24 protein-coding genes are annotated in these 20,643 nt (G+C 69.2%); 19 read left to right on the top strand and 5 right to left on the bottom strand.

The genetic code is table 11. The features are described from left to right. Positions 1-69 precede the first annotated feature (69 nt). The 12 genes from ACZ1DY_RS35575 to ACZ1DY_RS35520 all read left to right on the top strand — a co-directional run bounded on the left by ACZ1DY_RS35575 (position 70) and on the right by ACZ1DY_RS35520 (position 11,436). Entirely contained in the window at positions 70-1,032 is a 963-nt protein-coding gene (locus tag ACZ1DY_RS35575; RefSeq protein WP_465482306.1) for a patatin-like phospholipase family protein, read from the top strand. A 45-nt stretch (positions 1,033-1,077) separates the two neighbouring features. Next, complete coding sequence (locus ACZ1DY_RS35570) at positions 1,078-1,854, top strand: hypothetical protein (protein WP_126732673.1); 777 nt, start codon at positions 1,078-1,080, stop codon at positions 1,852-1,854. Between the two features lie 67 nt (positions 1,855-1,921). Beyond that, positions 1,922-2,710, top strand: coding sequence for a hypothetical protein (locus tag ACZ1DY_RS35565; protein WP_465482305.1), 789 nt, complete (start codon positions 1,922-1,924; stop codon positions 2,708-2,710). 153 nt (positions 2,711-2,863) lie between these two features. Further along, positions 2,864-4,561, top strand: coding sequence for a sodium:solute symporter family protein (locus ACZ1DY_RS35560; RefSeq protein ID WP_192744094.1), 1,698 nt, complete (start codon positions 2,864-2,866; stop codon positions 4,559-4,561). Between the two features lie 10 nt (positions 4,562-4,571). Continuing rightward, positions 4,572-4,835, top strand: a complete 264-nt coding sequence (locus ACZ1DY_RS35555; protein WP_126732675.1) for a hypothetical protein — start codon at positions 4,572-4,574, stop codon at positions 4,833-4,835. A 47-nt stretch (positions 4,836-4,882) separates the two neighbouring features. Further along, the gene (locus tag ACZ1DY_RS35550; protein ID WP_257484606.1) at positions 4,883-5,878 is read left to right on the top strand and encodes a DUF3558 domain-containing protein; all 996 of its coding nucleotides are present in this window, start codon (positions 4,883-4,885) and stop codon (positions 5,876-5,878) included. A gap of 69 nt (positions 5,879-5,947) precedes the next feature. Next, complete coding sequence (gene dhaK, locus ACZ1DY_RS35545; protein ID WP_465482304.1) at positions 5,948-6,949, top strand: dihydroxyacetone kinase subunit DhaK; 1,002 nt, start codon at positions 5,948-5,950, stop codon at positions 6,947-6,949. Continuing rightward, positions 6,949-7,572 carry a dihydroxyacetone kinase subunit DhaL gene (dhaL, locus tag ACZ1DY_RS35540; protein WP_465482303.1) on the top strand — a complete coding sequence of 208 codons (624 nt, stop codon included), beginning with the start codon at positions 6,949-6,951 and terminating at the stop codon, positions 7,570-7,572. The genes dhaK and dhaL overlap by 1 nt, the downstream gene beginning before the upstream one ends. Then, entirely contained in the window at positions 7,569-8,243 is a 675-nt protein-coding gene (gene dhaM / locus ACZ1DY_RS35535) for a dihydroxyacetone kinase phosphoryl donor subunit DhaM (RefSeq protein ID WP_257484608.1), read from the top strand. The genes dhaL and dhaM overlap by 4 nt, the downstream gene beginning before the upstream one ends. Before the next feature lie 203 nt (positions 8,244-8,446). After that, positions 8,447-10,222 carry a 3-hydroxyacyl-CoA dehydrogenase family protein gene (locus tag ACZ1DY_RS35530; RefSeq protein ID WP_465482302.1) on the top strand — a complete coding sequence of 592 codons (1,776 nt, stop codon included), beginning with the start codon at positions 8,447-8,449 and terminating at the stop codon, positions 10,220-10,222. Between the two features lie 10 nt (positions 10,223-10,232). After that, on the top strand, positions 10,233-10,592 hold the full coding sequence (locus ACZ1DY_RS35525) for a hypothetical protein (RefSeq protein WP_126732681.1): 360 nt from the start codon (positions 10,233-10,235) through the stop codon (positions 10,590-10,592). A 10-nt stretch (positions 10,593-10,602) separates the two neighbouring features. Continuing rightward, positions 10,603-11,436, top strand: a complete 834-nt coding sequence (locus tag ACZ1DY_RS35520) for a YwqG family protein (protein ID WP_465482301.1) — start codon at positions 10,603-10,605, stop codon at positions 11,434-11,436. On the opposite strand, the gene ACZ1DY_RS35515 is transcribed toward ACZ1DY_RS35520, so the two are convergent. Continuing rightward, positions 11,433-11,906: an Lrp/AsnC family transcriptional regulator gene (locus tag ACZ1DY_RS35515; RefSeq protein ID WP_126732683.1), complete on the bottom strand. Its 474-nt coding sequence runs from the start codon at positions 11,904-11,906 to the stop codon at positions 11,433-11,435. The two genes, ACZ1DY_RS35520 and ACZ1DY_RS35515, sit on opposite strands and share 4 nt — an antisense overlap. A gap of 59 nt (positions 11,907-11,965) precedes the next feature. On the opposite strand from ACZ1DY_RS35515, the gene ACZ1DY_RS35510 reads away from it, so the two are divergent. Then, positions 11,966-13,084, top strand: coding sequence for a trans-sulfuration enzyme family protein (locus ACZ1DY_RS35510; RefSeq protein ID WP_465482300.1), 1,119 nt, complete (start codon positions 11,966-11,968; stop codon positions 13,082-13,084). A 60-nt stretch (positions 13,085-13,144) separates the two neighbouring features. Beyond that, complete coding sequence (locus ACZ1DY_RS35505) at positions 13,145-13,528, top strand: DUF6401 family natural product biosynthesis protein (protein ID WP_126732685.1); 384 nt, start codon at positions 13,145-13,147, stop codon at positions 13,526-13,528. A 34-nt stretch (positions 13,529-13,562) separates the two neighbouring features. Here ACZ1DY_RS35505 and ACZ1DY_RS35500 read toward each other — a convergent pair whose 3' ends face one another. Both ACZ1DY_RS35500 and ACZ1DY_RS35495 read right to left on the bottom strand, forming a co-directional pair. Next, the gene (locus ACZ1DY_RS35500) at positions 13,563-14,483 is read right to left on the bottom strand and encodes a membrane protein (protein WP_465482299.1); all 921 of its coding nucleotides are present in this window, start codon (positions 14,481-14,483) and stop codon (positions 13,563-13,565) included. Between the two features lie 98 nt (positions 14,484-14,581). Continuing rightward, on the bottom strand, positions 14,582-14,794 hold the full coding sequence (locus ACZ1DY_RS35495; protein WP_016336811.1) for an FmdB family zinc ribbon protein: 213 nt from the start codon (positions 14,792-14,794) through the stop codon (positions 14,582-14,584). A gap of 50 nt (positions 14,795-14,844) precedes the next feature. Between ACZ1DY_RS35495 and ACZ1DY_RS35490 the strand changes: the two genes are divergently transcribed. Continuing rightward, the gene (locus tag ACZ1DY_RS35490; protein ID WP_257484614.1) at positions 14,845-15,969 is read left to right on the top strand and encodes an alkaline phosphatase family protein; all 1,125 of its coding nucleotides are present in this window, start codon (positions 14,845-14,847) and stop codon (positions 15,967-15,969) included. 4 nt (positions 15,970-15,973) lie between these two features. Here ACZ1DY_RS35490 and ACZ1DY_RS35485 read toward each other — a convergent pair whose 3' ends face one another. Continuing rightward, positions 15,974-16,537, bottom strand: coding sequence for a class I SAM-dependent methyltransferase (locus ACZ1DY_RS35485; RefSeq protein WP_465485748.1), 564 nt, complete (start codon positions 16,535-16,537; stop codon positions 15,974-15,976). A 51-nt stretch (positions 16,538-16,588) separates the two neighbouring features. Between ACZ1DY_RS35485 and ACZ1DY_RS35480 the strand changes: the two genes are divergently transcribed. Together ACZ1DY_RS35480 and ACZ1DY_RS35475 are read left to right on the top strand one after the other, a co-directional pair. Beyond that, entirely contained in the window at positions 16,589-17,341 is a 753-nt protein-coding gene (locus ACZ1DY_RS35480; protein ID WP_257484615.1) for an AraC family transcriptional regulator, read from the top strand. A gap of 407 nt (positions 17,342-17,748) precedes the next feature. Continuing rightward, positions 17,749-18,036, top strand: coding sequence for a hypothetical protein (locus ACZ1DY_RS35475; RefSeq protein WP_126732689.1), 288 nt, complete (start codon positions 17,749-17,751; stop codon positions 18,034-18,036). A 1-nt stretch (position 18,037) separates the two neighbouring features. On the opposite strand, the gene ACZ1DY_RS35470 is transcribed toward ACZ1DY_RS35475, so the two are convergent. After that, entirely contained in the window at positions 18,038-18,580 is a 543-nt protein-coding gene (locus ACZ1DY_RS35470) for a GNAT family N-acetyltransferase (RefSeq protein WP_465482298.1), read from the bottom strand. Between ACZ1DY_RS35470 and ACZ1DY_RS35465 the strand changes: the two genes are divergently transcribed. Next, complete coding sequence (locus ACZ1DY_RS35465; RefSeq protein ID WP_465482297.1) at positions 18,579-19,316, top strand: alpha/beta fold hydrolase; 738 nt, start codon at positions 18,579-18,581, stop codon at positions 19,314-19,316. The two genes, ACZ1DY_RS35470 and ACZ1DY_RS35465, sit on opposite strands and share 2 nt — an antisense overlap. A gap of 110 nt (positions 19,317-19,426) precedes the next feature. Beyond that, on the top strand, positions 19,427-20,635 hold the full coding sequence (locus ACZ1DY_RS35460) for a glycosyltransferase (RefSeq protein WP_257484617.1): 1,209 nt from the start codon (positions 19,427-19,429) through the stop codon (positions 20,633-20,635). Positions 20,636-20,643 lie beyond the last annotated feature (8 nt).

The raw sequence follows: 20,643 nt of genomic DNA, 5'->3' as shown, positions 1-20,643 counted from the left end.
GTGTCACACTCGATTTCCGCGAGGGGTACCGCCGACATACGGCGGTCGCGGGCGCAGGGGTGATGGGCCATGGCTGATTCTCGGAAGAACGTCGATCTCGTGCTGGAAGGCGGCGGCGTCAAAGGCATCGGGCTGCTCGGCGCGGTACTGGAGTTGCACGACGCCGGTTATTCGTTTCCCCGGATCGCCGGGACGAGCGCGGGCGCGATCGTCGCGGCACTGGTCGCCGCCTATCAGAAGGCGGGGAAGGATCTCGGCGGCCTGGAAGCGGTGATGAACGACCTGGACTGCCGCCGGTTCCAGGATCAGTCCCTGCTCGACAGGGTCACCGGCCCGATCGGGGACGGCGTCGATCTGCTCCTGCACGACGGGATGCACTCCGGTGACTATCTCGTCGAATGGCTCACGCCGTTGCTGGAAGAGGTCGGCGTGCGCACCTTCGCCGATCTCGCCATCGAGGATCCCGAAGGTACTTTGCTTCCGTACCAACGGTATTCGCTCGTCGTCCATGTCAGCGACCTGACCAGGCGCGTACTCGTCCGGCTGCCTTGGGATTATTCCCAGTACGGCCGCGACCCCGGCGCGGAGAAGATCGTCGACGCCGTCCGCGCGTCGATGTCGATCCCGCTGTATTTCCGGCCGGTGCAGTTCGACGTCCGCCCCGAGGGCACCGTCACGTGGGTCGACGGCGGCCTGCTGTCGAATTTCCCGATCACCGTTTTCGACCGGACCGACGCGAAGAAGCCGCGGTGGCCGACCTGGGGCGTGAAGCTGTCCGGCGAACCCGCGGGTGGCAAGGACAAACCGGTGAAGAGCGCGTTGCGGATCGCCATCGGTTCGCTCGAAACCCTGCTGTCGGACTGGAATCGTTACCGGTTGCACGAGGAAGGTGTGAACCGGAGGACGGTGTACGTCGACACGACCGGGGTTTCCGCCGTCGACTTCGGGCTCGGCGAAGAGGAGAAGAAGCGCCTCTTCGAAAGCGGGCGTGAGGCCGCGCGGCGGTTTTTGGAAAAGATCGTGCCGCAGTGAACTCGCCGGCGGTGTTTCCGGTGGGATGAGGGATAGGAGGATCCCATGCGTTATCGCCCGATCGGCAGTGATCCGGCGGACGGCCGCCTCGGCCGGTTCGTCCCGGACGACTGGCGCCACGTCGAGCGCTATCCGCTGACCGCGCTGGCCACCGAGGACCGGCCCACCCGGTCACCGGTCGTCATCGGTGTCAACTGGTACAAGGAATTCGACGTACCGGAGAAGGACGAGAAGTCCGGCGAGTTCTTCGTCGCGAAAGGCGGCGCGAAATCGCTCACCAGGATCCGCGGCGGGCACTGCGTCTGCCTCGAACCCGGTGAATCGACCGACGGTGAGACCCAGTACGCCTTCTACGACCAGGGCAAGGAAGGCGCCTGCGTCGGCTTCGGCTGGTCGCGCTGCATGACGATGTTCAACGGCGACCTGTACGCCGCGCGGTGGCTGTGGGACCAGTCGAAGCTCCGTGACGAATGGGGCGAGACCAACCCCGGCGACAACAACGGCACGTCCGTCCGCGCGGCGGCCGAGGTCCTGCTCGAACTGGGCCACGTCCCGTGGTCGGAGACCTACGCGGACGACGACCACGTCGCGCGGGCCGCCTACACGCCCGACGCCAAGAACGGCCTCCAGGCCTATCGCTGGGCGAAGACGGTCGACGAGGTGCACGAGGTCCTCGGCAACCCGCGGGCCGACGAGCTCGGCGCCGTGCCGTTCCTCAACTCGTGGGGTTCGGGCTACCCGCACCGCACGTACATGCCGGACGACGTCCTCGCCCGGTTGATCGAGGAGGACGGCGAAGTGGGCCTGCCCACGGACCGGTAAACCCCCACCGGTCACGGGAGAGGGTCGTTCCGGCGACGGGGCGGCCCTTTTCCGCGATCATGGCGGAGTGCGAGGAGAACCGCTGTCGAGAACATGGCCGCTCGCGCCGTCAGGCGCCACCGACTGGTTGCGTGAGATGTGCGGTGACGGCCTGACGGGGTTCATGCCGCCGCCGATGCCGGACGCGGTCTGGGTGCTCAACGCGATGTACGAGCACGAGCAGGGGCCGTCCGGAACGTCGTACCACGAGCATCGCCGGGCTCTGGTGGCCGAAGGGAGCGTCGAGCCGCACATCATCGGCGGCCTCGATCTCGAAGCCGTGGGGGTGACCACCGGCGGGGGAATCGGCCGCGCCCGGCATCCCGGTCCCGGATGGCGGCGCCTGCGCTGGGCGGAGCTCGCCCGGCGCACCGGCGATCCGGTCGTCCCGCCGGGGATGATGCCGTGCTTCCGATGCTTCCCTTCGGTCAGGAAGGACGGCAGCTGGCCGCTCGGGATCATCCCGCCGCCCGAAGGGAGCCTGGACCGCGAGACCTGGACGCGGCTGATCGGCGTGCTCACCGAATTCGGTCCGGCGGGCCCGGATACTCCCTGCTTCGCCTACTACAACCCGCTGATCATGGGTGCCGAAGACTTCGAAAACCCGCACGTGCGGGCCGGGCGCCTCGGCGACGCCGAGCTCCTGTACGACCATTCCGAGGCGGATTTCAGCCCGTCCAATCTCTGGGCCGGAGATCGATCCTGGTGCCTGTGCACCGATTACGACCTGTGGGGCACCAAGGTCGCCGGTCCGCCCGCCCTGATCGAAGCCTTGCTGGACGACGCCGAAATCGAAGCGGTCTCGACCGCCCGGTGACCGGACAAGAATTGTCAGGAACTGTCCCGAAACAGACACATCGGGGCGGTCCGCGCCCACCCGCACTGCCGTTCCTGAATCCATGCAGTATGGTCCGCGATTGACGTGATCCAGGCGTTTCTCGTGGACATTTTCACTGTGGAGGTGAGTCGGTTGCACGTGCTGGCCGATGCGAACCTGCGGCTCGACGCAAGTCCGATCGACTACGTCCTGCTCGCCTTCTATTTCGCGCTGGTGCTCGGCATCGGGTACATGGCGCGAAGGTCGGTCTCGAGCAGCCTCGACTTCTTCCTCTCCGGCCGCTCGCTGCCCGCCTGGGTCACCGGTCTCGCCTTCATCTCGGCGAACCTCGGCGCGGTCGAGATCATGGGCATGTCGGCCAACGGCGTGCTCTACGGCCTGCCGACCGTCCATTACTTCTGGATCGGCGCGATCCCGGCGATGCTGTTCCTCGGCATCGTGATGATGCCGTTCTACTACGGCTCGAAGGTCCGCAGTGTCCCGGAGTTCATGCTCCGCCGGTTCGGCAAACCCGCGCACCTGGTCAACGGCATCAGCTTCGCGAGCGCGCAGATCCTCATCGCGGGCGCGAACCTGTTCCTGCTCGCCAGCGTGGTGAACCTCCTGCTCGGCTGGCCGCTGTGGGTGTCGATCATCGTCGCGGCCGCGGTCGTGCTCTCCTACACCGCGCTCGGCGGTCTCTCCGCCGCGATCTACAACGAGGTCCTGCAGTTCTTCGTGATCGTCGCGGCGCTGCTGCCGCTGACCATCGTCGGCCTGGTGAAGGTCGGCGGCTGGCAGGGCCTGGTCGACAAGGTCACCGCGAGCCCCGGCGGCGAAGCGCAGCTGCACTCGTGGCCGGGTGACAACCTCACCGGCTTCGGCAACAGCTTCCTGTCGGTGCTCGGTCTCGTCTTCGGTCTCGGTTTCGTGCTGTCCTTCGGTTACTGGACCACGAACTTCGTCGAGGTCCAGCGCGCGATGGCGTCGAAGAGCATGTCGGCCGCGCGGCGGACGCCGATCATCGGCGCCTTCCCGAAGATGCTGGTCCCGTTCATCGTGATCATCCCCGGCATGATCGCCGCGGTCACCGTCTCCGAGTACGTCCAGGACAAGCAGATCCTGCTCGATGGCGGCGAAGCGCCCAGCGGCGTGACCGCGAACAACGCGATCCTGCTGCTGATGCGCGACCTGCTGCCCAACGGCATGCTCGGCGTCGCGCTCGCCGGTCTGCTCGCCTCGTTCATGGCGGGCATGGCCGCGAACCTGAGCTCGTTCAACACCGTGTTCACCTACGACATCTGGCAGTCGTACGTGAAGAAGAACGAGTCGGACGGCTACTACCTGCGGCTCGGCCGCCTGGTCACCGCGATCGGCACCGTGCTCGCGATCGGCACCGCGTTCATCGCGTCGAACTCCGGCAACATCCTGACCTACCTGCAGGACCTGTTCTCCTTCTTCAACGCGCCGCTGTTCGCCACCTTCATCCTCGGCATGTTCTGGAAGCGGATGACGCCGACGGCGGGCTGGGTCGGCCTGGTGTCCGGTACCGCCTCCGCGATCACCGTGTGGCTGCTGTCGCAGGCCGGGGTCCTCGGGCTCACCGGCCAGGGCATCAGCTTCGTGGCCGCCGGTACCGCGTTCGTCGTCGACATCGCGGTCAGCGTCGGGGTCTCGCTCGCCACCGCGCCGAAGCCGGAGGCCCAGCTGGTCGGCCTCGTGTACTCCCTCACCCCGAAGGAGTCGCTGAAGCACGACGAGACCGGCGACGACGCGGGCTGGTACCGCAAGCCGGGACTGCTCGCGGGCATCGTGCTGATCCTGACCATCGTGCTCAACATCATCTTCTAGGAGGCCGGAGATGGCTGCGTCGCAAGCTCCCAAGAAGGCCGGCGTCTTCGACATCCGGCTGATCATCGCGCTGCTCATCGGCGGCTACGGGCTGGTGCTCACGATCATGGGCCTGTGGTTCACCACCGACGAGGAGCTGACCAAGGCCGCCGACGTCAACATCAACCTGTGGGCGGGTGTCGGCATGCTGGTGTTCGCGGCGCTGTTCGTGCTGTGGGCGAAGCTGCGTCCCATCGTGGTGCCGCCGAGCACCGAGGGCGAGGCGGGCGAATAGCCGGGTTGTCCGGACACCGGCGAGGAGGTCCGGCTACCGTGCACTTCGTGCTGTTCAACGCTCGACGTCGCCGGATCGCGTCCGTGCTGGCCCTGGTGGCCGCGCTCGGCGCGGTGTCGGCCTGCGGTCAGAACCTCGCCAAGTCCAACTTCGCCCGGACCACCGTCGCCGCCGAAGGTGGCTCCGGCGGGGCGCCCGACGGGGACATCAACGATCCCGCGGTCACCCCGGCGGTGCTGCGCACGATCGACCCGTGCGGGCTGGTGAGCAAGGAGGTCATGAGCGGCCTCGGCACTCCGGAGGAGCCGACGGCGAACCTCAGCTCGTTCGGCACCTGCCGGGCGAAGGCCGTGGACGCCGGAGGCAAGGAACTCACGGTCAGGGTCGAAATCGGCGCGTCGACCTACTCGTCGAGCAACGGCGTCACCGTTTCGGCGGTCGAGGGATTGCCGCAGATCGAGCGGAAGGACAAGGACGGGAAGAGCTGCGACGTCGGCATCATGACGTTGCGCAAGCCCGAGCGCGGGATCAGCTTCTCGGTCACCTACGACGGCGGCGACGCGTGCGCGACAGGCCGTGCGGTGGCCGCGAAGGCCGTGAAGAGCCTGCACGCGTCACCGGCGAAGTACCCGGCCGTCGCGGGCACGCTCACCGCGGTCGACCCGTGCACCGCCGCCGACACCGCCGTCCTCAACGAGGTGGTGCCGCATGGCGCGAGCTCGCTGACCACCTTCCACTCCTGCGATTGGACGCCGGGCTCCAACCCGAGGATCTCGATCAACTTCCGCCGCGGCCTTCCGCCGGCGGAACGCGACGGGAACAAGAAGGTCGACATCGACGGCGTCTCCGTGTACCAGAAGATCGGCAGCGGCAGCGACGCCGAGTGCAAGCTCGAGTGGCAGCACAGGCCGTGGGCCGACGACGAGGTCGAGATCGCCAGCGTGACCTACAAGAACTACGACGAGAAGAAGGACGAAGCGGCGTCGTGCGGCAAGGCGTCGAAGATCGCCAAATCGGTGATCTCCAAGCTCCCGAAGCCCTGACGCTGGCGGCATCCGGCCGCGCGAGGTAGGAAGGGGACACCCCACCCGCCGACGTGCCGGAGGCCACCCTTGAAGAAGATCATCAACGACCCGAAGACGGTGGTCGCGGAATCCCTGCGCGGGCTCGCCGCGGCGCACGCGGACGTCCTGCGCGTGGAGGACGACCCGGCGCTCGTGGTGCGCGTGGACGCGCCCGTGGCGGGCAAGGTCGCGGTGATCTCCGGCGGCGGCTCCGGGCACGAACCGCTGCACGGCGGCTTCGTCGGGCAGGGCATGCTCGCGGCCGCCGTCCCTGGCGCGGTGTTCACCTCGCCGACGCCGGACGCCGTGGAGGCCGCGGTCAAGGCCACCACCGGCGACGCGGGCGCGTTGCTGATCGTGAAGAACTACACCGGCGACGTCCTCAACTTCGAGACCGCCGCGGAACTCGCCGCCGCCGAAGGGCTGGACGTGCGCAGCGTGGTGATCGACGACGACGTCGCGGTCAAGGACTCCACCTACACCGCCGGCCGTCGCGGGGTCGGCGGCACGGTGCTCCTGGAGAAGATCACCGGTGCCGCGGCCGAACGAGGCGACACGCTCGACGCGGTGGAGGCCTTGGCGCGCAAGGTGATCGGCCAGGTCCGGTCGATCGGCGTCGCGCTCACCGCGCCGACCGTGCCGCACGCGGGCGAGCCGAGTTTCGACCTCGCCGACGACGAGATCGAGTTCGGCATCGGCATCCACGGCGAACCCGGTATCGAGCGGACCGCGGTGGTGACGGCCGACGAGCTCGTCGCGCGCATGGTGGACGCGGTGGTCACGGACCTGCCCTTCGCCGAGGGCGACAAGGTCCTGCTGTTCACGAACTCGATGGGCGGGACCCCGCTGGTCGAGCTGTACCTGGCACACGGGATCGCCGAGCGGCTGCTGGCCGAGCGTGGCATCGTGGTCGAACGGCGGCTGGTGGGGCCGTACATCACCAGCCTCGAGATGCAGGGGATGAGCCTGACGTTGCTGAAACTGGACGACGAGCTGACCGAGTTGTGGGACGCGCCGGTGAACACCCCGGCCCTGAGGTGGGGAGTCTGATGGCCTGCACCGCCGAGACGTTCGCCGCCGCCTTGCGGGCGGCGGCCGCCGTGATCGCCGAGCACCGAGCCGAGCTGGTCGACCTCGACCGCGCGATCGGCGACGCCGACCACGGCGAGAACATGGACCGGGGGTTCGGCGCCATCGTGTCCGCTTTGGACACCGCTACGCCCGAAACCCCCGCCGCGGTCGCGAAGCTCGCCGCCACGACGCTGATCTCGAAGGTCGGCGGCGCGGCGGGCCCGTTGTACGGCACGGCGTTCCTGCGCGCGTCGGTCAAGCTGGGCGACGCGGCCGAAGTGGACGGTCCGCTGCTCGTCGAGGCCCTGCGCGCGGCACTCGAAGGAGTGCAGGCCCGCGGAAAGGCCGTCGGGGGAGACGCGACCATGGTCGACGCCCTGATCCCCGCCGTCTCCGCCGCCGAGGAGGCCTCCGGCTCCGGCATCGCGGAGATCCTGACCGCGGTGGCGGACGCCGCGGACAAGGGCGCCGAGTCCACTGTGGAGCTCGTCCCACGCAAGGGCCGGGCCTCGTACCTCGGCGAGCGGGCCAAGGGACATATGGATCCCGGTGCCCGTTCGACGGCATTGCTGCTTCGCGCCTTCGCGGAGGCCGCCAAGTGAGCGTCGGAATCGTGCTCGTCTCCCACAGTGCCAAACTCGCCGAAGGGCTCGCGGAACTCGCCGCGCAGATGGCGCCGGACGTCACCATCGCGGCGGCGGGCGGCCTGCCCGACGGCGGGATCGGCACGGACTACGACGAGGTCGTCGCCGCGACCCAGCGCGCCGATTCGGGTGCGGGCGTCGTGCTGCTCTACGACCTCGGCAGCGCGCAGATGACCGCGGAACTGGCCGTCGAATCGCTCGCCGACCCGTCGGCCGCGGTCGTCGTGGACGCGCCGCTGGTCGAAGGCGCGATCGCCGCCGCCGTCGCGGCTCAGGGCGGGGCGGACCGGAAGGCCGTCGCCGAAGCGGCCGCGTCGGCGGGCGCGCCGCCGGACCTGACGTTCGACGACGGCGTGCAGGACGGCGAGAGCAGTGTCGAACTCACGCTGCGGAACGACGTCGGGCTGCACGCTCGGCCCGCCGCGGTACTGGTCCGGAGCATCGCGGGGCTGGACGCGCAGGTCACCGTGCGGCTCGGTGACGAGACCGCGGACGCGAACAGCGTGCTCGCGCTGATGGCGCTCGGTGCCCGTCAGGGCGACCGGATCGAGGTCCGCGCGAAGGGTGCGCAGGCCGAGGAAGCACTCACCAAGGTCAAGGACCTCGTCGACCAGAACTTCGGCGAGTGAGCTGAGGCTTTTAGCGCGTGAAGGCCCCCTTCCCTCGGCTCAGCCGAGGGAAGGGGGCCTTCACGCGCTTGATGGAAAAGCGTCCGCCGGTCCTCGTCCGCGAGTGACACTTACTCGATTCGGAGGGTGACAGCCGCTGCTTTCCGCGCCCCGGCATGGCACGATCGGAGAAACTACCAGCGAGTAACCTCCGGAGGCCGGTTGTGGCGCGGGAAATCTCGAGTGTGGGAGTCATCGGTCTCGGCACCATGGGTGCCGGGATCGCCGAGGTGCTCGCGCGGAGCGGCGTGTCCGTGGTCGCGGTGGAGATCGACGACGACGGCGTCCAGCGCGGCCGCGGTCATCTGGAGCATTCGACCGAACGGGCGGTGACCGGCGGCAAACTCGACGCCGGCGGCCGGAGCGCGCTGCTGCACCGGATCCGGTACACCACGTCGCTGGCCGAACTGTCCGATGTGGACCTGGTGATCGAGGCGATCCCGGAGAACCTCGAAGCGAAATCCGACGTGTTCGCGCAGCTGGACAAGATCACCGGCCCGGACACGATCTTCGTCTCGAACACCTCCTCGCTGTCGATCACCGAGATCGGCGTGCACACCGCGCGGCCGGGCAAGGTCGTCGGGATGCACTTCTTCAACCCGGCGCCGATCCTCAAGCTGGTCGAGATCGTCCGCACCGTCGTCACCGAACCCGAGGTGGTCACCGACGTCGTCGCGTTCGCCGAACGCCTCGGCAAGACCCCGGTGGTGATCGGCGACCGCGCCGGGTTCATCGCCAACGCCCTGCTCTTCGGGTACCTCAACCACGCCGTGCGGATGTACGAGCAGCGCTACGCCACGCGCGAGGATCTCGACGCGGCGATGCGGTTCGGCTGCGGATATCCCATGGGGCCCTTGGCTTTGCTCGACCTCATCGGGCTGGACACCGCGTACGAGATCCTCGACACGATGTACCACCAGTCGCGCAACCGGCTGCACGCGCCGGCGCCGCTGCTGAAGCAGATGATCACCGCCGGGCTGCTCGGCCGGAAGACGGGCCGGGGTTTCTACACCTACGACGAGCCCGATTCGCCGACGGTGACCGACGCGGTGACGAAGTCCACTGTGGACACTGCCCCGCCTCGCGAGGTGCGCAAGGTCGGCGTCGTGGGGACCGGGACCATGGCGACGGGCATCGTCGAGGTGTTCGCGAAACGCGGTTACGAGGTCATCCTCCGGGCGCGGAGCGCCGAGAAGGCCGCGGCGTCCGTCGCGCGGGTGAAGAAGTCGCTGGACAAGGCCGTCGTCAAGGGCAAGCTGTCCGAGGAGGACGCCGCCGCGGCGCTCGGCCGGATCTCGCCGGCGGTGGAGTTCGAGGAACTGGCCGACGTCGACCTCGTCGTCGAGGCGGTGGCCGAAGACCTGGCCGTCAAGCAGGCGGTCTTCGCCGCGCTCGACGACGTCGTGAAGCCGGGCGCGGTGCTGGCGACGACGACGTCGTCCCTGCCGGTCATCGAATGCGCTGCCGCCACCTCGCGGCCATCGGACGTGGTCGGCGTGCACTTCTTCAATCCGGCGCCGGTGATGAAACTCGTCGAGGTCGTCTCGACCATCGCCACCGCGCCCGACGTGATCGCGACCGTCGACGCCGTCTGCGCGGCGGTGGGCAAGCACCCGGTGCACTGCGGCGACCGGGCGGGCTTCATCGTCAACGCGCTGCTGTTCCCGTACCTGAACGACGCGGTGAAGATGCTCGAAGCGCACTACGCGGAGGCCGACGACATCGACACCGCGATGAAGGTGGGCTGCGGGCTGCCGATGGGCCCGTTCGAACTGCTCGACGTCGTCGGGCTGGACGTCTCGCTGGCGATCCAGCGGACCCTGTTCAACGAGTTCCGCGAAGAGGGCTTCGCGCCCGCGCCGCTGCTGGAACACCTCGTGACCGCCGGACGGCTCGGCCGGAAGACCGGAAAGGGCTTCAGGGACTACTCGGCCCGGTAACTTGGGGGTCATGCCGGTTTCCTCGGGGGTCAGGAAGCGGATCAAAGAGCTTCTCGATCCGGACGACGAGATCCACTACGTGTTCCCTGCCGACATCCTCGGCAGTACCAATCCCAGCGTGTTCTTCGCGGTGACCCGTAAGACGATCACGATCCTCACGACCGGGTACCTGAGCCGGAAGACCCCGAAACGGGTCGTCTCGACGACACTGCGGAACCACCGGATCGGACCGGTCGACACCTCGACCGTCCCGTGGTTCAAGTTCGAGGGCATCGACTACGAGATCGACGACGAGTACATCGCGGTCGTGCACGCCGCCGATGCCGAGATCATGCGGGCAAAACCTGAAGATCCGTTGCCGGACCTCTAAGCTCCCGGGAGTGCGTCAGCTCACCTACGACGGGGTGCCCATCCCCGGCCTGAACGACCTGGTCCGGACGGCCATCCGGCTGCATCCCGCGCCAGGGGTGCCCGGTCCGGACGAAAGCCACTTCGGCGGTCCGCTGCTCTGGCCGTCGGACGAGCCGTGGCCGGAGTGCCCGGTGACCTGGCCGCCCGATCCGGACGCGTCCGACGACGGGTGGCGGGCCGGGCATCGGCTCGACGGCCCGGTGCCGGCGATGGCGGGCGCGGCGCAGTTCTTCCGCGACGACTTCCCGGAGCTGCCCTTCCCCGAGGGCACCGACGTCCTGCAGATCCTCTTCTGCCCGATGGAGCACGACAGCCCGCATCACCAGGGGCCCGCGGTCCGGCTGGTCTGGCGTGATTCGGGCGAGGTGCGGGACATCACGGACACGCCTCCTATCCCTGAGAACGCCGTAGTCGGCTACCTGCCGGATCCCTGCGTTTTCGAACCGTGCTCGATCGACGAGCTGCCCCGGCTCTGCGACTTCCCGGCGGAGACCCGCGCCGCGCTCGGCATCCCCGAGGGCGCGGGTGACGACCCGGACGGCTGGCCGGAGCTGGACCAGTACTCGAAGATCGGCGGCTGGACCGCCTGGGACGCGACCGATCGGCGCGACCTGGGCTGCCAGGAGTGCGGTGCCGAGCTGCGTCAGACGATCGCGTTGGCCTCGGAGGAGCACGAAGTCGGCTGCGGATGCGAGGTCGCCGAGGGGGAGGCGGCGGGCTGGTCCTTCGGCCACCAGGGCGTGCTGAACGTCTTCACGTGCCCCACCGACGTCACCCATCCCTTCAAGGTCCGGATCGATTAGCCGGGCGGTAGCAAAGGTCCCCCGCTCCAGTGCTGGAAGACCAGGTTCGTATGCACCCGGGCGACCTCGTCGCGGGCGGTCAGCTCGTCGAGGACCAGCCGCTGCAGCTCCGTCGCCGACGCGGTGGCGACGTGCGCGAGGAAGTCGTCCGGGCCGGTCAGGTGGTAGACGGCGCGGACCTCGGGCAGGGCCAGCAGGTGCTCGACGAACGAGTCGACCAGCGCCCGCCGGTGCGGGCGGACCTGGACGAACAGGAGCGCTTCGAGCGGGCGGCCGAGTTTGGCGGCGTCCACCTCGGCGCGCTGGCCGGTGATCACCCCGAGCTCGCGCAGCCGGTTGACGCGGTCGAGACAGGTCGAGGGCGCGACGCCGACCTCGGCCGCGAGATCCTTGTTCGAGATCCGGGCGTCGTTCTGCAACAGCCGTAGAATACGAAGATCAACCGTGCTCAGTTCGACGGAATCCGACATCGGCGAATGATATCCGAGGATATTGCGTTCGATTCGGAGAAAATCGCACCATCTGGGGCATGACCGCAACGCTGCGCACCCGAGCCGTCCACGCCGGCCGTGACGATCTCACGGACCTCGGCGTCCACGCCGCTCCGCTCGACCTGTCCACGACCTACCCGTCGCGGGACAGCCTCGAAGAGGCGGGCCGCATCGACGAATTCGCCGCATCGGGCTCGCTGTCCGGGCTCCCGGTCTACGGGCGGCTGAGCAACCCGACCGTCGAACGCTTCGAGAAGGCACTGGCCGAACTCGAAGGATTCGAAGACGCCGTCGCGTTCGCCACCGGCATGGCCGCGGTGTCCGCCTCGCTGCTCGCCGCCGTCGCGCAGGGCAAACGGCATGTCGTCGCCGTCCGGCCGGTCTACGGCTGCACCGACCACATGCTCACGTCCGGTCTGCTCGGCACCGAGGTGACCTGGGCCGATCCGGACGGCGTCGCGTCGGCGCTCCGGCCCGACACCGGGCTGGTGCTGCTCGAAACGCCCGCGAACCCGACCCTGCGCGAGGTCGACATCGCCGAGATCGTGCGCGCCGCGGGTGACGTCCCGGTGCTGGTCGACAACACCTTCGCGACTCCTGTGCTCCAGCGTCCGGGGCGGCACGGCGCCCGGTTCGTCCTGCACAGCGCGACCAAGTTCCTCGGCGGCCACGGCGACGTCATGGGCGGTGTCGTCGCTTGCAACGCCGAAGACGCGGGGATGTTGCGGCAGATCCGCTTCGCCACCGGAGGCGTGCTGCACCCGCTCGCCGGATACATGCTGCTTCGCGGCCTTTCGACGCTTCCGCTGCGCGTCAACGCCGCGTCCGCGACGGCCGCCGAACTCGTCGAGCGGCTTCGTGGTCACGCGAACGTGAGCGCGGTGCATTACCCGGCCGTCGGCGGCCCGCTGATCGCGTTCGAGGTCGAGGGTGATCCGCACGCGCTCATCGGCGCGGTCCGGCTGATCACGCCGGCCGTCAGCCTCGGCAGTGTGGACTCGCTCATCCAGCACCCCGCCTCGATCAGCCACCGGATCGTCGCCGAGGACGACCGGCGCGGCGCGGGCGTCACCGACCGGCTCATCCGCATGTCGGTGGGGCTGGAGGACGTCGAGGACCTGTGGCACGACCTGGATCAGGCTCTCAAGGCTTGCTGACTTCTGCGATGGTCGTCACCGGGATGTCGACAAATCGTCCGGCCTGGCTAACCTGGTCGGGTGAAAGATCTGGTCTCGTCCTGGGTGGAATCTTCGGCTCGTAGCACGCTTTCCCGGCTGCACCAGCAGATCGGTGTGGCCGGGCTGGCCGCCGCCGCGGCCGTGCCCGGGCTGTCGGCCGTCTTCGATCAGCACTCCGCCGCGGTGCGGGACATCCTCGCGGCGGGGGTCGAAGGTTCGGCGGCGGTCGCCGGGGTCGTCCTTCTCGCCGGCTACACGCGCGGGCTGCTCGACGAGGCGAAGACCAAGGGGTGGACGTTCCGCATCCCGGCCGATCTGTCCGCCTGGACCACCAGCGACTGGATGACCGCGCGGCTGGTCGGCGTGTGTTCGCTGGCCGCCTCGATGGACGACCGGCGGACCCAGCCGACCGGGAACGGGTAGGGCGGCCGGACGCCCCACCCGCTCCCGTGGAAGGTCAGCGGTACTCCGGCGGAGGGGGCATGTTTCCACCGGGCGGCCGCTGGCCGGGATCCTGATGCTGGGGCACCTGACCCTGGCTGGGCGGGAACTGCTGGTGCTGCGCCGGCGCGTTCGGGTTCGCGGCGTGGTGCCCGGCGGACACCGGCTGGTGGACGGTCGTCCGTTCGGCGGGCACCCCGCCCGAGCGTCCGGCGTCCTCACGTCCGCGCTGGTAGGCCTCGGCCTGCGCCTTCGCGGCGGGGATCTCCGCCTCGGCCCGGCCGAGCCAGGTCTCCCAGCGCTGCTGCATCGGCTTGATGAGGCCACCGCCGACACCCACGACGGCGATACCGCCGATGGTGGCGAGCACGGTGATCAGCACCGGCAGCGTGACCGCGGTGGCGACACCGATCTGGTTCAGCGCGGCGATCGCGCCGAGGCCCCAGATGAACACCGAGGCGATGGTGGCGAGCACCTTGCCGTAGGAGACACCACCGAGGGCGTTGGCGACCAGGTCCTTGACCGCCTTGGCGATCGCGCCGGCGATCACCACGATGACGATCGCGACGATGGCGCGCGGCAGCCACGCGACTATGTCGTTGAGCAGAGCGCTCACCGGGTTCGGGCCGAACACGCCGAACGCGAACTGCAGGGCGATCAGCAGGATCGCGTAGTAGACGATCTTGCTGATGATGTTCGACGCGTCGAACTGGCTGCGCGCGAGCATCTGTTTGAAGCCCCCGCGTTCGAGGAGCCGGTTGAACCCGACCTTCTCGAGCACCATGCTCACGGCCTTCGAGAGCGCCTTGGCGATCAGCCAGCCGATGAACAGGATGACCAGGAACGCGAGCAGTTTCGGGACGAAGGTGGCGACCGAACTCCAGGCGCTCGACACGCCCTGACCGAAGTCGACGGCCGCCAGTGCTGATGTGGCCACTGGACTTTCTCCCTTCCCACCACTGGAGCTTCCAGACTGGTGGGAAGGGGATACCCGCCATTCGGGCGATCACACGTTGCGCCACCCGAACGGGTGGGTCAACCGCAGCAGCCGCCTCCGCAGCAGCCGCCTCCACCTGCGGGAACGGGGGCGGGGCCGGAAGCCGACCCGGTCAGCGCGACGGTCGTCAGCAGTTTGACGGTGTCCTGGTGGCCCTCCGGGCACGGGGCGGGCGCACCGGACTCGCTCATCGGCCGCAGCAGTTCGAAGGTTCCGGCGCATTCGCGGCAGCGGTAGGCGTAAGTCGGCATACCGGCATTATCCCATCTCCTTCCGGCCTCCGGGATGGCAAGCTGGCCGGGTGGAACTGCCTGTCGCGGCGCATGTGCCGCACCTCGGCCAAGTCGTCCCGTCCGTGCTCTCCGCCCTCGGCGCCGACGGGTTCGCGAACTCGTTGAGCCTGGCGGAGGCGTCCAGTGCCTGCGTCCTGCTCATCGACGGCCTCGGCTGGGAACTGCTGGCCGAGCACGCCGCCGACGCTCCCGTGCTCACCCAGCTGGCGAAGTCGCCGCTGCGGGTCGGTTTCCCGGCGACGACGGCGGCCGGACTCGGCGCGATCGGCACCGGGCTGGCGTCGGGGGAGCACGGCCTGGTCGGCTACAGCTTCGAGGTGCCGGGCACCGGCGTCCTGAACGCGCTGCGCTGGAGCAGCCATGTGGACGGCGGCGATCTTCGCGGCGCGCTGCCGCCGCGGGAGGTGCAGCCGCTGCCGACGACGTTCGAACGCGCGGCGGCCGCCGGGATCACGACGAGCGTGGTGTCCTCGGCGAAGTTCGCCGACACCGCGCTCACCCGCGCGACGCAGTCCGGTGCGCGTTACGTGGGGGTCCATGCGCTCGGCGATCTGGCCGCCTGTGTCCTGCACTGTCTCGACACTCGGCCCGCGTTCTGCTGGGGCTATCACAGCGAACTCGACATGCTGGGCCACATCTACGGGCCCGGTTCGGCGCCGTGGCGGATGCAGCTGCGTCAGGTCGACAGGCTGGTCGAGTCCATTGTGGACGGGCTGACGCCCGGCGCGCTCCTCGCGGTCGTGGCCGACCACGGCATGGTGACGGTCGAGGGCGCGCTCGACATCGACGAAACCCCCGCGCTGCTCGGCGGTGTCCGGGCGATCGGGGGCGAGGTGCGGGCGCGGCACGTCTACAGCGAACCGGGCGCGGAGGCCGACGTCCTGGCCGCGTGGCGCGAAGTCGTCGGTGAGCGGGCGTGGATCCTCCCGCGCGACGAGGCCATCGAGGCCGGCTGGTTCGGCCCGGTTTCCGACCGAGTGCGCCCACGCATCGGCGACGTCGTCGTGGCGTCGAAGGGACGGTTCGGGCTCGTGCGGGAGCTGGCGGAGGCCGTCGAGTCCTCCCTGGTCGGCCAGCACGGCTCGCTGACCCCGGCCGAACAACTGGTCCCGTTGGTCCTCGCGCGCGGCTAGTGCGTCAGGCGGGCTTCCTGGCCGAGAATTTCACGCTGCGTTTCGGGACGTGGTCGACCTTGATGTCGCCGAATCCGGTGTCGGTGAGCCGGGGCCAGAGGGAAACCGGGTCGAGCGCGTTCATCGTGTCTCCGATGTGGAGCAGCCGGAACGGCAGGCTCTCCAGGCTGTCGATCGCGCGGAGGACGCCGCCGGGGCGGAGCACGCGGAACGCCTCGGCGAAGATCGCGTCCTGCAACGCCGTCGTCGGTACATGGTGCAGCATCGTGAAACAGACGACCGCCGAGAACTCGCCGTCCTCGAAGGGCAACGCCGCTCCGTCGCCCTGGACGATCCGCACCCGGCCGTCGAACTCCCGTTTCAGGAGGTCCGCCGACGCTTCGTCGATCTCGACGGCGGTGAGCCGGGGCACGAGGCTTTCGAGGGCGCGCGTGGTCGCGCCGAAGCCAGGGCCGATCTCCAGCACGGAGTCGCCGAGGTCGAAGCCGGCGACGTTGCCCGGCATCTCGTGGGCGACGGCCTTCGCCCACAGCGCGGAACTGCAGAGTTTGCGGTGCACCAGGTTCATCGGCATGAATCCGAAGCTAACGGTGACCGGTAGGCGATAGGCTGCCAACTGATGTCGAATATCGGACTCCTGCCGCCGATGTCGACGGCGATGGTGCTCGGCGAGATGGATCTGCCCGCGGGCACCTGGCTCCCGTGGCACGAGCACGACGGCCACCAGCTCGCCTGGGCGGCCCGGGGGATCTTGAGCGTGAACGTCGGCGAGCGGTACTGGGTGCTGCCGCCGACGCGGGCGCTCTGGATCCCGGCCGGTGTCGTCCACCGGACCGGCGCCACCGCGCAGACCGTGTTGCGGGGGATCTACGCCGCCCGTGACCGGTGTCCCGTGAACTGGCCCGAACCGACGCTCGTCGCCGTCCGCCCCCTGCTGCGCGAACTGCTGGAGCACCTCGGCGCCGCCGACCTCGGCGACGACGCGCGCCGCCGGGCCGAGGCTGTCGCCTTCGACCTGCTCGAACCGGTGGACGTCGTGCCGATCACCGTGCCGATGCCGTCGGACGGACGCGCGCTCGCCGTCGCGCGAGCGGTGATCGCCGATCCGGCGGACCGCCGCGTTCTCGCGGACTTCGCCCGCGAGGCGGGCGCGAGCGAACGCACCCTCGCGCGCCTGTTCCTGACGGAATGCCGCACGACGTTCGGCGCGTGGCGGGTGCAGGCCCGGCTGCGCGCGTCCTTGCCGCTGCTGGCCGAGGGCATGCCGCTGACCGCGGTCTCCCGCCGGATCGGTTACTCATCACCGAGCGCGTTCGTCGCCGCCTTCCGCCGGGCGGTCGGTGTGACGCCCGGCGCCTACTTCGGCGGCTAGCCGCGAGTTACGCCTTCCATCACGCGAGTTACGCCTCCAATCACGTGAGTTGCGCCTGCGATCACGCGAGTTCCGTCTTCCGTCGCGCGAGTTCGGTGTTCCGTCACGCGTGATCCGGCGGCCGACACGTGATCGGATGGCCGACACGCGTGATTGGGTGGCTGACACATATCCGCGGCCCGGTTCCACCACGTGCCGCCCCTCCGGTCACGTGATGGCCACCCGATCACACGTGATGGCCGCCGGATCACGCGTGATCTCAGGCGGAACTCGCGTGATCGCAGGCGTAACTCGCGTGACGGGAGGCGTAACTCGCGTGATCGGAGGCGTAACTCGCGAGTTCGAAAGGCGGGACGAACACCGAGCGAGCGGGATCACACGGCATCCGGCCGTATACCGTTTCGGGCGTGCCACGACGTAACCGGCCCGAACGCGGTGGACGCCCCGACCTCGGCGCGTCGACCGGCTGGGCGCGTTCCGAATCCGCCGCCGACGGCGACTGGCTGGTGCGCACCGTGCCCGGCGCGCAGGCCACCAAGGACTACCGCTGCCCCGGTTGCGATCACGAGATCCGGCAGGGGACCCCGCATGTGGTCGCCTGGCCCGCCGACGACACCGGCGGGGTCGCCGACCGCCGCCATTGGCACAAGGCGTGCTGGGGCGCGCGGTCCAGGCGCCGTCCCGGACGCTGGTGACTCAGCGCCGCATGTGCAGTGAGGGCGCTCCCTCGAACTCCTCCTCCGTGTGGATCTTGAAACCGAGCCGCTCGGCGACCCGGATCGACGGTTCGTTGGCCACCATGATGTTGGCGATCACCGGGACGTCGGGGATCTCCCGTTCGGCCCATTCGACGACGGCGGCCGCCATCTCCGTCGCGTAGCCCTTGCCCCAGGCGAACGGCCAGAAGCGGTACGCGAGGTTCAGCACGCGCTCGCCGTTCCATTCGTGATACCGGACGCCGCCGAACCCGACGATCACCTCGGGATCGTCCAAAGCGGACACCGCGAGATAGCCGAATCCGTGCTCGGCCCAATGCTTCATCCAGGCGTCGTACAGCTCCCGCGCGCCCTCGACGGTATGCGGCACGCCGTTGAACTTGTTCGTCTCCGGATCGGCCTGCAGCGCGACGATGTTCTCGCGGTCCGCCTCGCGCAGCCTCCGCAGCAGCAGCCTCTCCGTCTTGATCTCTGTCAGCACGGATCTGACGATAGCCCCAGGGTGCGACAGAATCATCGGCATGAAGGATCTCCCGCTGGTACTGCTGCACGCCTTCCCCGTCGACGCCCGCATGTGGGACGCGGTCCGCGCGCCGCTCTCGGAACGCCTGCGGCTGATCACGCCCGACCAGCGCGGCCTCGGCCGCAGCCCGCTGCCGGAAACCGACTGGGAGCCGGATCTGGACGACGCCGCCCGCGACGTCGTGGCGCTGCTCGACCGGCTCGGCCTCGACAAGGTCGTCCTCGGTGGCTGCTCGATGGGCGGCTACCTGACGATGGCGGTGCTGCGCCTGGCACCGGAGCGGGTGGGCGGCCTCGTGTTCATCGACACGAAGGCGACGGCCGACACCCCCGAGGCCGCGCAGGCCCGGCACGACGTCGCGGCCAGGGTGGAAGCGGAAGGCACCGCCTGGATGCCCGAAGCCGTCACGCCCGGATTGCTCGCCGAAAAGGCCAGTCCGGAAGTGGCCGAACGGCTTCGTGAACTGATCACGACGCAGCCGCCGTCCGGCGTGGCGTGGGCGGCACGTGCGATGGCGGCGCGGCCCGATTCACTCGAAACGCTGCGTTCGGCGGACGTGCCGGCACTGGTCGTGGTCGGCGAAGAGGACGGCCTGACTCCGCTGGCGGAGGCGAACACCCTGGTGGAAACGCTGCCGGACGCGACCTTGGTCGTGTTGCCGGAGGCCGGGCACCTGACACCGCTGGAGGATCCGGCCGGAGTCGTCGAAGCGATCTTGGGCTGGTATCCCGCGTAAAAACGTTTCCCCTGCCCCTTCCAAGGTATAGCGGACCCCGGGGCTTGCGGCAAGCCCCCATTCCCGGTCCACAATTCGTGCCTTCACTTTTTTGCCGAAGGGGGATTCCCATGCGTGTACTCCTGTCCACTATCGGGACGAGGGGTGAGGTGCAGCCACTGGTGGCCTTGGCGGTGCGATTGCGGGAACTCGGCCAGGATGTCCGGCTTTGCGCGCCGCCCGATTTCCGCGGCTGGGCCGAAGGCCTCGGGATTCCTTTCGCGCCGCTGGGTCCGGAACTCCGGCCGACCGCGAAGCCGGATTCCGCCATGACCAAGGCGATGGCCACACCTGAGGGGCGGCGGGCGATGGCCGAGGCCATGGTCGTCGGGCAATTCGAGACGATGCCGGAGGTGGCCGAAGGCTGCGACGCCGTCGTCGCGGGAATGGCCTTGAACATCGCCGCGCATTCGGTGGCCGAGCGAAAAGGGATCCCTTATTTCTTCACCGCCTATTGCCCGATAACGCTGCCTTCACTGCACCATCGTCCGCCCGTTTTCCCGGGCTGGGCACCGAAGAATCCCGATGCCGCCATCCCGGCCCTGTGGGCGGACGACGCGGAACGGTGGAACGCGCAATGGGGCGGCGTGCTGAACGCGCGGCGGGAAAAGCTCGGTCTCTCACCGGTCGACGACGTCCGCGGGCATATCTTCACCGAATCCCCGTGGCTGGCCGCAGATCCGGTGCTGGCGCCGTGGCGGGGGCCATCGGCGCTCGACGTGCACCAGACCGGCGCCTGGCTCCTGCCGGACCACAGTCCGCTGTCCCCGGAGCTGGAGGCCTTCCTCGACGACGGGGAACCCCCGGTCTACTTCGGATTCGGGAGCATCCGCGCCCCGGAGGAGATCGCGAAGGCGATGATCGAGTCGGCGCGGGCGCACGGGCGGCGGGCGATCGTGTTCCGCGGCTGGACGGAGCTGGCGCTGATCGACGACGAACCCGATTGCCTCGCCATCGGGGACGTCAACCAGCAGGCGCTCTTCCCGCGGGTCGCCGCGGTGGTGCACCACGGCGGCGCCGGCACGACGACGGCGGCGACGCGGGCCGGGGTGCCGCAGGTGCTCGTCCCGCAGATGTTCGATCAGCCGTACTTCGCGCAGCGGGTCGGGGAACTCGGGGTGGGGACGTCGATCACCGGTGAGCCCTCCGCCGAAGCGCTGACGCTCGCTCTGGACGAGGTGCTGCGTCCCGGTGTCGCCGAGCGGGCGCGTCAGGTCGGGGGTGAGGTGCGGACGGACGGCGTCGACGTGGCGGCCGAGCTCCTGATCTCCAGCGTTTAGTCCTCTCG

This window comes from Amycolatopsis sp. PSD-21 (assembly GCF_055561455.1).
Note: the sequence above shows the minus strand (reverse complement) of the source record. Positions and strands in the feature narration are given on the sequence as shown.

Bases quoted from the DNA above. Each gene is read 5' to 3' on its own strand.
- ACZ1DY_RS35570 (WP_126732673.1), top strand. From the start codon at position 1,078: ATGCGTTATCGCCCGATCGGCAGTGATCCGGCGGACGGCCGCCTCGGC.
- ACZ1DY_RS35460 (WP_257484617.1), top strand. From the start codon at position 19,427: ATGCGTGTACTCCTGTCCACTATCGGGACGAGGGGTGAGGTGCAGCCA.
- ACZ1DY_RS35510 (WP_465482300.1), top strand. From the start codon at position 11,966: ATGACCGCAACGCTGCGCACCCGAGCCGTCCACGCCGGCCGTGACGAT.
- dhaL (WP_465482303.1), top strand. From the start codon at position 6,949: ATGGCCTGCACCGCCGAGACGTTCGCCGCCGCCTTGCGGGCGGCGGCC.
- ACZ1DY_RS35515 (WP_126732683.1), bottom strand. From the start codon at position 11,906: ATGTCGGATTCCGTCGAACTGAGCACGGTTGATCTTCGTATTCTACGG.
- ACZ1DY_RS35480 (WP_257484615.1), top strand. From the start codon at position 16,589: ATGTCGAATATCGGACTCCTGCCGCCGATGTCGACGGCGATGGTGCTC.
- ACZ1DY_RS35465 (WP_465482297.1), top strand. From the start codon at position 18,579: ATGAAGGATCTCCCGCTGGTACTGCTGCACGCCTTCCCCGTCGACGCC.
- ACZ1DY_RS35525 (WP_126732681.1), top strand. From the start codon at position 10,233: ATGCCGGTTTCCTCGGGGGTCAGGAAGCGGATCAAAGAGCTTCTCGAT.
- ACZ1DY_RS35575 (WP_465482306.1), top strand. From the start codon at position 70: ATGGCTGATTCTCGGAAGAACGTCGATCTCGTGCTGGAAGGCGGCGGC.
- ACZ1DY_RS35470 (WP_465482298.1), bottom strand. From the start codon at position 18,580: ATGCCGATGATTCTGTCGCACCCTGGGGCTATCGTCAGATCCGTGCTG.
- ACZ1DY_RS35555 (WP_126732675.1), top strand. From the start codon at position 4,572: ATGGCTGCGTCGCAAGCTCCCAAGAAGGCCGGCGTCTTCGACATCCGG.
- ACZ1DY_RS35485 (WP_465485748.1), bottom strand. From the start codon at position 16,537: ATGAACCTGGTGCACCGCAAACTCTGCAGTTCCGCGCTGTGGGCGAAG.
- ACZ1DY_RS35495 (WP_016336811.1), bottom strand. From the start codon at position 14,794: ATGCCGACTTACGCCTACCGCTGCCGCGAATGCGCCGGAACCTTCGAA.